The organism is Microbacterium sp. NPDC089320, from assembly GCF_040684875.1.
Lineage (GTDB): Bacteria > Actinomycetota > Actinomycetes > Actinomycetales > Microbacteriaceae > Microbacterium.
The window spans coordinates 754558-768713 of the sequence record NZ_JBFBGY010000002.1 but is presented as its reverse complement, the minus strand read 5'-3'; the positions used below and the strand labels follow the sequence as shown (position 1 = coordinate 768713).

Here is a 14156-nt window from a genome sequence, read left to right as displayed (position 1 = left end):
ACGGCGGGTTCTCCTGCCAATACCCTGGTGGCATGCTGCTCAGTCTCTCGAATGTGCCCCGTGACTATGCGTGGGGATCGCCGACGCTCCTCGCCGACCTGGAGGGTCGCACTCCCACGGGTGCTCCCGAAGCCGAGGTGTGGTTCGGCGATCACCCGGGAGACCCGTCAGACGTGGAGAGCGACGGGACGCTGGACGCTGTCACCGGCGGCTCCCTGCCCTACCTGCTGAAACTGCTGGCGGCCGCGTCGCCGTTGTCGATCCAGGTGCACCCCACCATCGAGCAGGCGAGAGCCGGGTGGGCGCGGGAGTCCGAGCTCGCCGCCACGGATCCGACGCGCAACTATCGCGACGACAACCACAAACCCGAGTTGATCGTCGCCCTGAGCGACCGGTTCGAATCGCTCAGCGGTCTGCGTGACGTCCCCGACACCCTGCGTCTCCTGCGGGAGTTGGAGACGAGCGCAGGGGTCGAGGCGCTCGCGACTCGTCTCGGCGGGCATGGCGATGTCCTGCGCGACACGATCGGCTGGCTGCTGTCGGGCGATGCGCAGTCCGAGGTCGACGACGTCATCGCCGCGGTGAGCGCCGCCGCGGAGTCCGCATCGGGGGAGTGGTCCGACACCCTCCGCGGCGTGGCGGCGATCGCGGAGACCTATCCGGGGGACCCCGGTGTCGTCGTCGCGCTCCTCATGAATCATGTGGTGCTCCGCAGGGGTGAGGGGATCTTCCTGCGGGCGGGGCTCCTGCACGCCTACATCGCGGGCCTCGGGGTCGAGATCATGGCGGCGAGCGACAACGTCCTGCGCGGTGGACTGACCCCCAAGCGCATCGACGTGCCCGAGCTGCTCTCCGTCCTCGACACGACCACGGGCGAGGTGCCGGTGCTTCGACCGATGACGACGGATGCGATCACCGAGTACCCGGTGCCTGTCGCGGATTTCGCGCTGCGGCGGATCGCGCTCGACGGCGCGGACATCGTCATCGACGTCGAGGGACCGACCATGGTCCTCGCCACATCGGGCCATGTCACGGTGAGCGGGGCCGGCGGCGGGCTGCGTGACGTCCCGGTGGGCACGGTCGCCTTCGCCACCCCCGACGAGGTACGTCTGACCGTCGGCGGTCACGGCGAGGCGTTCGTCGCAGCGCCGGGTGACGCCGCGTCCGCGGGCTGACTCCCGACGGGCCACGCGACACGCCGTGCGCGGGTCAAGAACCTTCAAGACCGGATTGAGGGTTTACGATCCGCGACTTGACCGATGGGAATGACACGGGTGTAATTAGTTGAGCACGGCCCGCCGAGGGGGCGGAATTTAGGGGTTGGAGAGCGAGATGACGGGTTACCGTTCAGACGTACCGGAGAACTGGTTCGTCGATCCGATCAACCTCGGTGTCCCCGGGGTTCGCAAGGTCGAGACCGATGAGGACAATGCCCTCGCATGGCAGAGCGATGCGCTGTGCTCGCAGACCGATCCCGAGGCCTTCTTCCCCGAGAAGGGCGGATCGACCCGCGACGCCAAGAGGATCTGCACCTCCTGCGATGTTCGCGGCGAGTGCCTCGAGTACGCGCTCAACAACGACGAGCGCTTCGGAATCTGGGGCGGACTCTCCGAGCGTGAGCGTCGCAAGCTCAAGCGTCGCGCGAGCTGAACCCGCCAGACCCGCCGACGTTCACAGCTTCGCGGCCACGCCGGGTCGGGTGAGCCGCCGAGTCATGACGCGCGCATAGGCTGACCAGGTCATGCCAGCCCGAGTTCACGCAATCATCGTCGCGCGCCCCGGATCCTCCGCCCGCGCGCAGCTGCTCCGCACACTCGATGCGTTGCGCTCTCAGACCACGCCCGTCGCGGCGATCACTCTGGTGATGTGCGGCGACGCGGCCTCGGCCCGCGAGAGCGAGGCGGTCTCCAGCGCCGTCGAAGGCATCATCCAGGCGCGAGGCAACACGTCATTCGCCGATGCCGTCGAGCTCGCCCGACCCCGCGTCCTCGAGGGGAGTGCTGTCTGGCTTCTCGCCCAGGACACCGCTCCGCATCAGCGAGCGCTCGAGCGACTGGTCGGGACTCTCGAACGATCTCCGTCGGCGGCGATCGTGGCGCCGAAGCTCGTGCAGACCGACAACGATCGGGAGATCGTCTCTCTGGGTGTCAGCATGACGACCCTCGGTCGGTCGGTCGAACTCGCCGGCGGCGAGCTCGACCAGGGACAGCACGACGCCAGCGACGATGCGCTCGGCGCCGACATCCGCGGGATGCTGATCCGCGGCGAGGTCCGTGACGCGCTGCGTCCTGATCCTGCGCTCGCGGGAGCAGATCTCGGTCTCGACCTCGGAGTCCGTGCCCGCCTCGGCGGCGGACGTGTCGTGCTCGCGCCGTCGGCGCGCGTGTCGGTGTCGCCGGACGGACCGGGGACACCACCGACGGCGCGCGGCAGGCGCGCGTTCGCGACCAGACTCGCTCAGCTGCACCGCCGCCTCGCGTACGCCCCGACCATCGCGGTGCCGCTGCACTGGCTCACTCTGCTCCCTCTCGCGCTCTGGCGGTCCATGACCGATCTGATCGGCAAGCGTCCCGAGGCGGTCGCGCCCGAGTGGGCGGCCGCGGTCACCGCGATGTTCCGGTTCGGCGCGATAGCGCGGTCTCGCGCGCGCATCCGCTCCTTCCGCACCTCGAGCTGGTCGAGCATCGCACCGCTGCGCGTGAGCAGCTCCGACATCCGTCGCCGGCTCGACGACGGCCACGGCAGCGAGGGCGGAGCCGTCAGCGAGCTCCGATTCTTCTCGGGCGGCGGAGCCTGGGCGGTGCTGGGCGCCCTCGTGGTCAGCATCGCGACCTTCACCACGATCCTCGCGTGGCCGGTGCTGGGCGGCGGGGCCCTGCTTCCGCTGCGCTCGACGGTCGCAGCGCTGTGGAACGATGCGGCATGGGGTCTGAGAGGTCTCGGAGTCGACGTCGTGGGCCCTGCGGATCCGTTCGCCGGCGTGCTCGCCGTGCTCGGCTCCCTCTGGCCGGCCGCTCCGTCGTTCTCCCTCGTCCTCCTCTGGGTGCTCGCGCTGCCCCTCGCCGTGCTCGGCGGGTGGTTCGCGGCCACGCGGGTGACCGATCGTGCGGGTCTGCGCATCTTCGCCGGGATCGTGTGGGCGCTCGCTCCCACCTTCCTCACTGCGCTCGTCGACGGTCGGCCCGCGGGTGTGCTGGTGCACCTCCTCCTTCCCTGGCTCTTCCACGCCGGGGCGGTGGCCCATCGCTCGTGGGGCGCCGCGGGCGCCGCATCCCTCCTCTTCGCCGCGGTCACGGCGTGCTCGCCGTCGCTCGCGCCGGCACTGCTCCTGCTGTGGGTCGTCGCGCTCGGCATCACTCTCGGCGGTGCGCGCATCCGCGGAGCCGTCCGACTGCTCTGGGTGCCGATCCCCGCCGTCGCGCTCTTCGCCCCGCTCGTGGTCTGGCAGCTCAGCCACGGCGACATCCTCGCAGTCCTCGCCGATCCCGGCTCGATCTGGGCCGGTCCTCAGGCGACGGCCGATGCCGCAGGACGCCTCGTCCTGGCCACCGGCTTCCCCAGCGCAGACATGGCGGGGTGGTCGACGTGGATCGGTCCGGAACTCGCACCGTGGGTGGGGGTGCTGCTCGCCCCGCTCGCACTTCTCGCGCTCGCGTCGTCCGTCGCCCCGCGGTGGCGGGCCGGCATCACGCTCCTGCTCGTCGCGCTCTCCGGCGTCGCCACCGCGTTCCTCGCTGTGGGAGTCGCGGTGTCCTTCGCCCAGGGAGTTCCCGTCGCGATCTGGCCCGGCGCCGGACTCAGCCTCGCGTGGATCGGCATCACCGGAGCGGCGCTCGTGACGCTCGACACCGCCGTGACCATCCCCAGGGCGCGTGTTCTGAGCGCGGCGATCGCCGGGCTCTCGATCGCCGTGTGTGCGGCACCCGCGCTGGCCGCCGTGCACTCGGATCAGTCCGAGCTCCGTGACGGCCCGGCGTCGACGCTGCCGGCATACGTCGCCGCGCAGGCGGGTGCCGACCGTCAGATCGGCACCCTCGTGCTCACCCCGCAGAACGACGGCGGTCTCGCGACCGAAGTGGCGTGGGGTGGAAGCGAGACGCTCAGCGCCCAGACGACCATCCTGTCGACAGCGACGGAGCTGCGCGGCGCTGACCTCACGACGCTCGCAGTCGACCTGCTCTCTGCCAGGGACTTCGACGCCGCCGCCGAACTGGCGCAGACCGGCATCTCGTACGTCCTGCTCGCGGAGGTCTCGGGCGAGGAATCGGATCGCGCCCGCTCGCTGCGCACGGCTGCGGTCACGTCGCTCGACCAGCGGGCCGGCTTCGTCCAGGCCGGTTCGACCGACCGCGGTGTGCTCTACCGGCTCGAGGCCGACGCCTCGCCCCGGACCCCGCTCTCGACGGCTCAGCAGGCGACCGCGCGCCTCGTCATCACGGTCCAGCTCGTACTCGTGCTCGCCGCACTGCTGCTCTCGGTGCCCACACGTGCGTCGCGGCGAGCAGCCCGCGCCCGCTCGCGCATCGTCGGTCGGGCACCGGACGAGCCGCTCGTGCTGCCGCGACACCCGGAGGACCGCGAGGGCAGCGCCGCGCCGCACGGCGATCCCGTCGTCGGCGAGGCGGCGGAGACGGCCGATCCCGGACCCTCCGTCACGGCCGAGTCGGAGGCGACGCACGAGTCGCAGCCGCAGGGTGACCCGCATCCGGTCGCCGATGCCGATGCCGATCGCGGCACGTCCGTCGCAGGTCCGGATGGGGCCGCCCGCCCCGATGCAGCCGATGACGACCTACATGCAGAGCCCGAGGAGGACCGGCGATGACCCGCAACCGCGCATTCCGGGTGGCGGCCACCGGCGCTCGAGTCCTGACAGGTGCTGTCGTGGCGGGAGCGTGCGTCATCGGCGTGGTCCTCGGCATCACGGCGCCGTGGCCGACCGTCGCGCACGAGCCGGCTCAGGCGGAGGTGGCGCCTCTTCCGGGCGACACCGTTCTGGTGTGCAACGGCGACCTTCGCGCCGTCGGCCGAGATCCCTCCAATCCGCTCGAGATGGTCTCGGCGGCGTCGCCTCAGCTGACCTCCGAGGGCTCGTCCGGTCGACCCGAGGCGAGCCCCCTCCCCGCGAAAGACCTCGCCGACGGCGGAACCGCTCAACGCCTCGTGGGCGCGGTCGAGGGCCGCGAGGCGCCGCTGATCGGAGCCGCCGAGTCGGTGAGCGTGCAGGAGGCCGACCTGTTCGGTCTGGCCGCGGCGCCCTGCCGCCCCGCGGGCATCGAGTCCTGGCTCATCGGCGGAACCGTCGCCACCGGAACCGAGGATCTCATCGTCCTCACGAACGCCGGCGTCGTGCCCTCCACCGTATCGCTCGGCGTGTACGGGTCGGTGCGGGCGTCCAGCACCGTGATCGTCCCCGCGGAGTCGCAGGTCGCGCTCGCGCTGTCGTCTATCGCCGCCGGGTCGGACGTGCCGATCGTCCGGGTGACCGCGACGGGATCGCCGGTGCGCGCGGTGCTGCAGTCCTCGCTCACTCGCACCCTCGACCCCTCGGGGATCGACCTCCAGGATGCGGTCCCCGCCGCTCAGCGACAGCCGGTGCTCCCCGGGATCCAGGTGTTCGAGAACCAGGGCGACAACGCCGACATGGCTGTGCTGCGCCTGATGTCCCCGGGCGTGGACTCCCAAGCCGTCGTGACGCTCAGAGAACTCGGCGCGTCCGCGATCGCCGATGAGTTCACGGTGCCGCTGTCCGCCGACACCCCGACCGAGCTGTCGCTCTCGTCGCTCGCTCCCGGCGATTACACGATGAGCATCGAATCGGACAACCCTGTGCTCGCCGCCGTGCGGCAGCAGGACGCCGCCGGTCCGCAGGACGACTTCGCCTGGGTGACTCCGGCGCCGGAGCTTGAGGACGACGTGTACGTCGCTGTCCCCGCCGGCCCGAGCCCTCGCCTCGTGCTCGTCAACAACGAGGATGCCGACGCGACTGTCCAGGTCGCGACGACCTCGGGCGGAGACCCTATCGAGGTCACCGTGCCCGCCCGTGCGTCGGCGTCGGTCGATGTCGAGCCGCGCGCGGTGTACTCGCTGTCGACGTCGGCGCCTGTGCATGCGTCAGTGACGATGAGTGCGGCGGGTGCGCTCGCGGTGTGGCCCGTGTGGCCGACCGCGGGAGCACAGCAGAGCATCACCGTGTACCCGTGACCGCGGGGCCGGAGCGCACTCGCCGTGAGCTCAGTGGTCGTGGCCGCCGAGGTCCCAGGGCTCGCGCCCGACGTATTCTGCCGCAGCTCTGAAGACGGCGCTCTCGATCGCCATCCTGCGGTGAGCGGAGTCGTCGTGCCCCGGAGGCAGCAGTCGTTCGATCGGGAGACGGAAGAGCACGATCCGTGCCCTCTCGTGATCGAGGTGCCAACGCGGCACTTCGTCGACGGCGTCGAAAGCCGGCATGGCCCCGATCTCGAACCGCACCTCCTGCAGCTCGGGCCAGGTCCCGCGAAGGAACTCCACCGCCGTGCCGACGGTCAGATCGAATCGGTCGATGCGCCCGTCCAGCGGAGCCAGCGGCGGGCGCACGACCTCACTGCGTCCTACCCGCCCATGGCGTCCGTGTCTGGCTCCGCGGCGAGGAGCGTCGGAGGTGCGGGGACGGCGGGGCATAGCGAAAGTCTAGGCCGAGTCCGTCGGAGGGGGCGGCGCGGCATCCGCTCTTCGGGCGGATGTGGACGTAGCCTGACGTGAATGGACAGAAGACTCTGCTCGAAGGTCGGCTGCGCGCGCGAGGCCGTGGCGACTCTCACGTATGACTACGGCGATCAGATGGCGGCGCTCGGGCCGCTGGGCATGGCCCGGCATCCGAACGCGCACGATCTGTGCGCACAGCATTCGGATCGGCTGTCGGTCCCTGCGGGATGGCTCGTGGTCAGGCACGAGGCGCTTCGGGCCTGATACTCGGTCCCGTCGCCGAGTCGGACACGCCGCCTGACGGCCGCGAGTCCTCGGCAGGTACCGCTACGCTGACCGCGGATGCGCCAGGGCGGCGCCGCCGGAAAGGCAGCCGTGATCGTCTGGCGACGCTGGATCTTCCCCCTTCTTCTCGTTCTCGTCTTCGGGGCGTGCGCCGCGGCACTGGTGAAGATCGCGTTCTTCCCGGACACCGCAGAAGCGATGATCAGCCCGGAGTCGTCGATCGTGGATCCCGTCGTCCCCGTCGAGCGGGGATCCGTCGTGAATGCTCTCACCCTGAGCGGCAACGTGGCACGCGACGACGCGTTTCCTGTGCGGTCGGAGATCACCGGCACGGTCATCGCGGTGCATGTCCCTGAGGGGGCGACCGTCGCCGCCGGGCAGAAGCTGTTCACGATCAGGCAGGACGAGCCGAAGAGGGACGTGGACGTCGTCGCCTCCGAAGCGGGTGACGTCTCGGAGATCGCTCTCGTGAAGGGGCAGGCGACATCCACCGGAACCGAGATCTTCACGCTCACGCCCGCGCGCTACCACCTGCTCGCCACGGTCGAGCCGGTGCAGCTGTATCGCCTGGTGAACGCGCCGGCCGATGCATCCGTGACCATCACCGGGGGACCCGCGCCGTTCGTGTGCACGGGGGTGCGCGTGCAGGTGAGCGCCGAGGGCACGGCGAGCGTGCGATGCGCGGTGCCCGCAGACCAGGTGGTCTTCGCGGGTCTGCCCGCCACGATGGATCTCGCGCTCGGACAGGTGGACGACGCTCTGGTGGTGCCGGTCACCGCGGTGCAGGGGGGCGCGGGCACGGGCAACGTCTGGGTCGATGCCGGCGACGGTGCAGACCCCGAAGAGCGCGCGGTCGAGCTCGGCGTGAACGACGGGGCGATGGTCGAGGTGATCTCGGGCCTCGAAGAGGGGGAATCGATCCGACAGTTCGTTCCCGGATTCGTCGCCCCGGTCGAGGAGGTCTGCTACGAGGTGGCTCCCGGAGTCGAGCAGTGCGACAGCGGGATGAGCTGGTGACGCTCGTCGCGCTCAGCGATGTGACGAAGAGCGTGCGGCTCGCTGACGACTCGGAGCTGGAGATCCTCCGAGGGATCACGCTGGACGTGAGCGCCGGCGACCACGTCTCCATCGTCGGCAGGTCGGGGTCGGGGAAGTCGACGCTGCTCAATATCCTCGGGATGCTCGACGCTCCGACCACCGGCTCCGTGTCGTTCGAGGAGCGAGAGGTGCGGCGGATGCGGTCGGGTCGGCTCGACCGGTTGCGCGGCGACAACGTCGGATTCGTCTTCCAGCAGTTCAACCTGCTTCCGGGGCGCACAGCGCTCGACAACGTGATGATGCCGCTCGGCCACGCTCGGGGTCGGCTGTTCTGGAATCGCAGACGGATCGCCGCGGACATGCTGGAGCGGGTGGGTCTCGGTCACCGCATCGAGCAGATCGCCGACCGTCTCTCAGGAGGGGAGCAGCAGCGCGTGGCGATCGCCAGAGCTCTCGTGCGCCGACCCGTGCTGATCCTCGCGGACGAGCCGACCGGAGCCCTCGACATCGACACGGGCGCATCGGTCATGTCGCTGCTCGACGAGGTGGCGACCGAGACGGATGCCGCGCTCGTGACCATCACCCACGACCTCCACGTGGCCGCCCGCGCCCGGCGGCACTACCGGCTCGACGCCGGGGTCCTCGAGCCGGCGGATCTCAGTCGTGCGTTCGAGGCCTCGACTCTCGCTGCGTCGGTCCCCGCCGCATCCGGGTCAGCGCCCGCATCCGCGCCGTCGTCGGTCTTCACCGGCTCCGAGACGACTGCACCCGGCAGCAGGCCGGCCATGCCGTACTCACGCCGGGGAGCGGCATCATGACCGGCATCCTCGGGGCCCTGTCGGACGCATGGGCGGAGATCCGCGTCCACAAGCTCCGCGTGCTGCTCAGCCTGGTCGGCATCGCCGTCTCGGTGGCGGCCCTCACCGGGGTCGTCGCGGTCTCCGAGTATCAGCGCCAGTTCCAGGCCGAGCAGTCGGATCGCTGGGGAGGCCGGGCAGCGACGCTGGTGGTCTCGATCAGCAGCGACGACGGCACGCCGGTCGACTTCGACGCCTTCGACGAGCGGTTCACGCGAGTCACCGAGCGGTTCGCGTTCAGCCATACGGCGCGGATCGCACAGGGGATCGCCGTCCCTGTCCAGCTTCCGGACGGCATCGTCGACGTCAATTCGCGATTGATCGATCCGCTCTACTCCGAGATCCACCGGGAGCAGCTGCTCACCGGACGGTGGATGCGCGACGCGGATGCCGACGCACTCGCGCCGCCCGTCGTGATCACCGAGGCCCTGTGGGATCGAATCGGCCGCACACCCGTCGCGCAGCATCCGGTTCTCACGCTCGCGGGGTCTGCGGGCGGCACCTACCAGGTCGTGGGAGTCGTGCCCCGCCAGGGGCTCGGAGACGAAGAGCTGAGGGTGGACATCCTCTACGACGCGTATCGCGCTCGCGTCGATGCTCTGCCGGAGGGTGCCTGGCCTCAGTACGAGGTCTGGATCGGGCAGGATCAGGTCGACGAGATCGCACCCGTGCTCGCGATGGATCTGCGCGCGGGGCTTCCCGACGGGCAGACGGTGTCGGTCAGCCGCTCTGACTGGGCGGCCCAACCGGGGGCGATGGATGCGCAGGCGACGTTCGAGATGGTCACGGGCGGTATCGCAGCCGTGATCCTCGCGCTGGGAGCGCTGAGCCTGATCAACATCCAACTCGTCGCGATGCGGCAGCGAGTGCGAGAGATCGGTGTGCGTCGGGCATTCGGCGCGACCTCAGGCCGGGTCTTCTTCTCGGTCTTCCTCGAGAGCCTCGTGGCGACCACGGTGGCCGGACTCGTCGGCATCGCGATCGTGGTCGCGGTGCTCCGCTCGGATTGGGTCGTCACTTCTCTGTTCTATGGGATCCAGGACGTTCCGCCGTTCCCGATGCGCGCGGCCTTCGTGGGTCTCGCCGCATCGATCCTGGTGGGTGCCGTCGCCGGTTTCATCCCCGCGCTGGTCGCTCTTCGGGTGAAGGTGATCGACGCCATCCGATTCTGACGGGCACCACTCAGGGGCGAGGGCGGAAGCTCAGACGCCGACGCGTCGACCGGTGAGCTTCTCCGCTCGGCGGTCGGCGTTCTGCAGCGCCCTGTGCTCCCGTTCGCGCCGCAGCACGGTGATGCCCATCAGCGCCACCTCGGGGGCAGCCTGAGGCAGGGGAGCCACGAACGGCGATGCCTCGGCGAGGAGGTCCTGTGCCACTCGAGCGCGCGCAGCCGGGACCAGTCGTGGCGCGCTCTGCAGAAACTGCGAGATGCGTCGCGCAAGGCGGTCGGGCAGTTGGGCGACATCGGCGATCTGAGCCCAGCCGACGAGCACCGGAGGGAGCACGGGTGCGCTGGACGCGAGCTTCGGTGTGCGCACGCGCTGGCTGTACGTACCGGCGACCATGTCGCCGAGGCGCTGCGAGCGAGCACTGAACGCTCCGGCGAGGACCGCGACGCTGCCCAGCGTCATGTAGATCTCCAGGACGCCCAGAAGTGCCCTGATGAAGGCATGGCGGAACCCGGTCGCGCCACCGTCGAGTCGCACGATCCGACCGCCGACCGCGAGCTTGCCGAGACTGCGACCCTTGAGGGCGACCTCCATCGTGATCGGCAGCACCACGAAACTGATCACGATCGAGGCGATCACCGCGATCGTGTCCGTCGCCTCGGTCAGGACGCCGATGTCGAGCAGCCAGATCCGCAGGAACACGGTCAGCAGGAACACCCCGAGGCCGACCAGGAGATCGATGATCGCGCCCGCGGCTCGCAGGACGAATCCGACCGGCTGCACATCGATCGCGACGGCCTCGCCCGAGAGGACCTCGTCTGATGCATCGAGTGCGGCGGACATGAGTACAGTAAATCAGGTGGATGCCGATGCGCTGACAGATGCACGCCGCGCCGAGTGGGAACGGCTCGAGCAGCTCAGCCGTGCTCGGCTCGACGGGGCGGGCGTCGACGAGCTGATCGTGCGGTACCGCGCCGCATCCGCTGATCTCGCCGAGATCAAGACCTCGGTAGGCGAGTCGCCTCAGGGCGCGTACCTGTCGACGATCCTCGTGCGAGCACGGCTGCGACTCACCGGGGCGTCCGACAGCATCCTCACCCAGACCGGCCGATTCTTCTCCCTGCAGCTGCCGGCCGCGCTCTATCGGCTGCGCTGGACGACACTCGTGATTGCGGCGTCCTTCATCGCGATCGTCGTCGGGACGGCGACGTGGATCTCCGCAGATCCCGCACTCCTCGCGACCCTCGGTCCGCCGGACCTGCTCGAGCAGTACGCCGACGAGAGCTTCACCGGCTATTACACCGAGAATCCGGCTGCGGTGTTCATGGGCATGGTGTGGTGGAACAACGCGTGGATCGCCCTGCAGTGCGTGCTGTTCGGCATCACGGGGATCTGGCCCATCAACGTGCTCGTGCAGAATGCGATGGGTCTGGGAGTGTCCGGCGCAGTCATGGCGGCACACGACCAGGTCGATGTGATGATCCTCTACATCCTTCCGCACGGGCTCCTCGAGATGACGTCGATCTTCGTCGCGGCCGCGGCCGGTCTTCATCTGTTCTGGTCCTGGGTCGCACCGGGGCACCGATCGAGAGGGGAGTCACTCGCGTCCGAGGGGCGCTCGCTCGCGACGGTGGCGATCGGACTCGTCTTCGCGCTCTTCGTCTCGGGACTCATCGAGGGCTTCGTGACCGGGTGGGCGCTGCCCTGGCCGGTCAAGATCGGCATCGGCGCGGCAGCGCTCGCCGCGTTCCTCATCTACATGCTGGTGATCGGCGGTCGCGCCCATCGACGCGGCGAGACGGGGGACCTCGTCGAGTTCGAGGCAGGCACACCGAGGCTTCTGGTCGGCTGACGCTCAGCGCTTCACAGGCGGCCGGCGGCCTTCAGCTCCAGGTATCGGTCGGCGATCCTCGGAGGAAGCGACTCGGGGTCGGCCGCGATCGCCTCGCCGCCGGCGCGGCGCACGGCGTCTGCCACGTTCTCGGCGTCGCGCATCGTGCGCTCGGCCGCCGCCGCGAGGTAGATCTCCTCGCGAGAGCCGCGCTGCACGGCGAGGGCTGCGATGCCGTCGTCGGTGACCGACCCGACGAGGACGGACGTCGCCCTGCTCGCGTCGGGGAATGCCCCGAGGAACCCGCGGGCCGATTCGGCCGCATCCTGGGCGGTGAGCACCACGATCAGCGACGGACGGGTCGTGAGCGTGCGGACGGCGGCGAACGCTCCTGGCCAGTCGGTGTCGACGAGCCGTGCGTGCACGGGAGCCATCGCGTCGGTCAGCGCGGGAAGCAGCGCCGTCCCCTCCACACCGGTCACTCGCGCCCGCACGACGCGGTCGTACATGAGCAGATGCACGTGATCGCCCGCGCGCGCCGCGAGGGCTGCGAGCAGCAGCGATGCCTCGAGGGCGGCATCGACTCTGGTGCCGTCCCCTACGCGCGCAGCAGCAGTGCGGCCTGTGTCGATGATGATCACGACGTGGCGGTCTCGCTCCGGACGCCACGTCCTCAGCATCGTGGTGCCCGCGCGCGCGGTGGCCCGCCAGTCGATCGACCGCACGTCGTCGCCTCGGACGTACTCGCGGAGGGAGTCGAACTCGGTTCCCTGTCCGCGCACCTGGATGCTCGTGTTCCCGTCGAGCTCGCGCAGACGCGCGAGGCGGGAGGGGAGGTGCTTGCGCGAGGAGAACGCGGGCAGCACCCGGATCGTCCCGTGCACGAGGTGGCGGGCCTGTCGGCCGGCGAGACCGAGCGGACCGAGTGAGCGGATCATCACGAACTCGCTCACGAGCTCACCGCGACGTCGTGGCAGCAGGGGGATGGAGACGCGGCGCCGTTCACCCGGCGGCACGCTGAGTCGCTGGCGGTCCTCGCCCGCCCCGGCTGTCGGCTGCCAGGCATCGCGGATCACCGCGTGAAGGGTGCGGGGGCCCTGATTGTGCAGGGCGACGCTCACCGCGACGGGTTCACCCAGGCGGGTGCGAGCCGGCACGCGCCTGGTCACGACGACGGAGCGCGGGCTCGGAGCCAGCAGCACATCGACGACGATCAGCAGCACGCAGAGCAGCACCCAGATGCCGAGGGCGGCATAGGGCGGGAAATCCGCGAGTCCGGCGAGGACGAGCGGAACGATGCCGACGGCGACGGCAAGCGCGAGACGGCCGGTGACGAACACCTAGATCGGCACCCTGGTCTGCTGGACGACCGACGTGAGCACGGCATCCGCCGACACGCCCTCCATCTGAGCGTCCGGGCGGAGCTGCAGCCGGTGCCGCCAGACCGGGACGAGCATCGTCTGCACATGGTCGGGGGTGACGGCGGTCGATGCGTTGAGCCAGGCCCACGCCTTCGCCGCGGCGAGCAGACCGGTGGAGGCACGCGGGCTCGCGCCGAGTTCGACCGAGGGAGACTGCCTCGTCGCTCTGGCGAGGTCGACGACATAGCCGAGGACGTCGTCGGTGACCTCGACGCGCCCCGCCGCATCCTGAGCAGCGCGGATCTCGTCGGCGGAGACGGTGGCCTCGACGCCGGTGAGCTCACGCGGCGAGAAGCCGGAGGCGTGCTTGCGGAGCACCGAGACCTCGGCATCTCGCTCCGGCATGCCGACGACGAGCTTCATCAGGAAGCGGTCGAGCTGGGCTTCCGGCAGCGAATAGGTGCCCTCGTGCTCGATCGGGTTCTGCGTCGCCGCGACGAGGAAGGGGTCGGGAAGAGGTCGACTGACGCCGTCGGCGGACACCTGACGTTCCTCCATGGCCTCGAGCAGTGCAGCCTGAGTCTTCGGAGGCGTGCGGTTGATCTCGTCTGCCAGCAGGATGTTCGTGAACACCGGACCCGCACGGAAGTCGAACTCGCCTGTGCGGGCGTCGTAGACCAGCGAACCGGTGACATCTCCCGGCATCAGATCGGGCGTGAACTGCACGCGCTTGGTGTCGAGGCCCAGCGCCCGGGCGAACGAGCGCACGACCAGGGTCTTCGCCACGCCGGGCACGCCCTCCAGCAGCACGTGTCCTCGCGCCAGCAGCGACACCAGCAGGCCGGTCACCGTGCCCGCCTGGCCCACGACGGCCTTGTCGACCTCCGAGCGCACGCGGTGCATGGCGTGACGCAGCTCGGCGTCGTTGAAGTTC

At 70.1% G+C, this 14156-nt stretch carries 13 protein-coding genes; 9 read left to right on the top strand and 4 right to left on the bottom strand.

Annotated features, from left to right (window positions below):
* Positions 1 to 32 precede the first annotated feature (32 nt).
* From manA to AB0N61_RS08265, 4 genes are all read left to right on the top strand, one after another.
* Positions 33 to 1175: a mannose-6-phosphate isomerase, class I gene (manA, locus tag AB0N61_RS08280; RefSeq protein ID WP_363363054.1), complete on the top strand. Its 1143-nt coding sequence runs from the start codon at positions 33 to 35 to the stop codon at positions 1173 to 1175.
* A gap of 157 nt (positions 1176 to 1332) precedes the next feature.
* Positions 1333 to 1650 carry a WhiB family transcriptional regulator gene (locus AB0N61_RS08275; protein WP_363363053.1) on the top strand — a complete coding sequence of 106 codons (318 nt, stop codon included), beginning with the start codon at positions 1333 to 1335 and terminating at the stop codon, positions 1648 to 1650.
* Between the two features lie 91 nt (positions 1651 to 1741).
* Entirely contained in the window at positions 1742 to 4822 is a 3081-nt protein-coding gene (locus AB0N61_RS08270; RefSeq protein ID WP_363363051.1) for a glycosyltransferase, read from the top strand.
* Entirely contained in the window at positions 4819 to 6201 is a 1383-nt protein-coding gene (locus tag AB0N61_RS08265) for a DUF5719 family protein (RefSeq protein ID WP_363363049.1), read from the top strand. Before AB0N61_RS08270 ends, AB0N61_RS08265 begins: the two co-directional genes overlap by 4 nt.
* Positions 6202 to 6231: 30 nt before the next feature.
* Here the strand turns inward: AB0N61_RS08265 and AB0N61_RS08260 are convergent, their stop codons facing one another.
* Positions 6232 to 6573, bottom strand: a complete 342-nt coding sequence (locus AB0N61_RS08260) for a metallopeptidase family protein (protein WP_167945259.1) — start codon at positions 6571 to 6573, stop codon at positions 6232 to 6234.
* 165 nt (positions 6574 to 6738) lie between these two features.
* Between AB0N61_RS08260 and AB0N61_RS08255 the strand changes: the two genes are divergently transcribed.
* The 4 genes from AB0N61_RS08255 to AB0N61_RS08240 all read left to right on the top strand — a co-directional run bounded on the left by AB0N61_RS08255 (position 6739) and on the right by AB0N61_RS08240 (position 10033).
* Positions 6739 to 6945 carry a DUF3499 family protein gene (locus AB0N61_RS08255; protein WP_363363048.1) on the top strand — a complete coding sequence of 69 codons (207 nt, stop codon included), beginning with the start codon at positions 6739 to 6741 and terminating at the stop codon, positions 6943 to 6945.
* 78 nt (positions 6946 to 7023) lie between these two features.
* The gene (locus AB0N61_RS08250; RefSeq protein ID WP_363363047.1) at positions 7024 to 7983 is read left to right on the top strand and encodes a biotin/lipoyl-binding protein; all 960 of its coding nucleotides are present in this window, start codon (positions 7024 to 7026) and stop codon (positions 7981 to 7983) included.
* Positions 7980 to 8822: an ABC transporter ATP-binding protein gene (locus tag AB0N61_RS08245; protein WP_363363045.1), complete on the top strand. Its 843-nt coding sequence runs from the start codon at positions 7980 to 7982 to the stop codon at positions 8820 to 8822. Before AB0N61_RS08250 ends, AB0N61_RS08245 begins: the two co-directional genes overlap by 4 nt.
* Positions 8819 to 10033 (top strand): ABC transporter permease, encoded by a 1215-nt coding sequence (locus AB0N61_RS08240; RefSeq protein ID WP_363363043.1) that lies wholly within the window; start codon positions 8819 to 8821, stop codon positions 10031 to 10033. The genes AB0N61_RS08245 and AB0N61_RS08240 overlap by 4 nt, the downstream gene beginning before the upstream one ends.
* Positions 10034 to 10063: 30 nt before the next feature.
* On the opposite strand, the gene AB0N61_RS08235 is transcribed toward AB0N61_RS08240, so the two are convergent.
* The gene (locus AB0N61_RS08235; RefSeq protein ID WP_363363042.1) at positions 10064 to 10873 is read right to left on the bottom strand and encodes an RDD family protein; all 810 of its coding nucleotides are present in this window, start codon (positions 10871 to 10873) and stop codon (positions 10064 to 10066) included.
* Between the two features lie 16 nt (positions 10874 to 10889).
* Here AB0N61_RS08235 and AB0N61_RS08230 point away from each other — a divergent pair, with 16 nt between their 5' ends.
* A complete protein-coding gene (locus AB0N61_RS08230; RefSeq protein WP_363363183.1) occupies positions 10890 to 11882 on the top strand; it encodes a stage II sporulation protein M in 993 nt (330 codons plus the stop codon).
* Positions 11883 to 11893: 11 nt separating this feature from the next.
* Here the strand turns inward: AB0N61_RS08230 and AB0N61_RS08225 are convergent, their stop codons facing one another.
* Both AB0N61_RS08225 and AB0N61_RS08220 read right to left on the bottom strand, forming a co-directional pair.
* On the bottom strand, positions 11894 to 13201 hold the full coding sequence (locus AB0N61_RS08225; RefSeq protein ID WP_363363040.1) for a DUF58 domain-containing protein: 1308 nt from the start codon (positions 13199 to 13201) through the stop codon (positions 11894 to 11896).
* Entirely contained in the window at positions 13202 to 14125 is a 924-nt protein-coding gene (locus AB0N61_RS08220) for a MoxR family ATPase (protein ID WP_363363182.1), read from the bottom strand. It lies immediately after the preceding gene.
* Positions 14126 to 14156 lie beyond the last annotated feature (31 nt).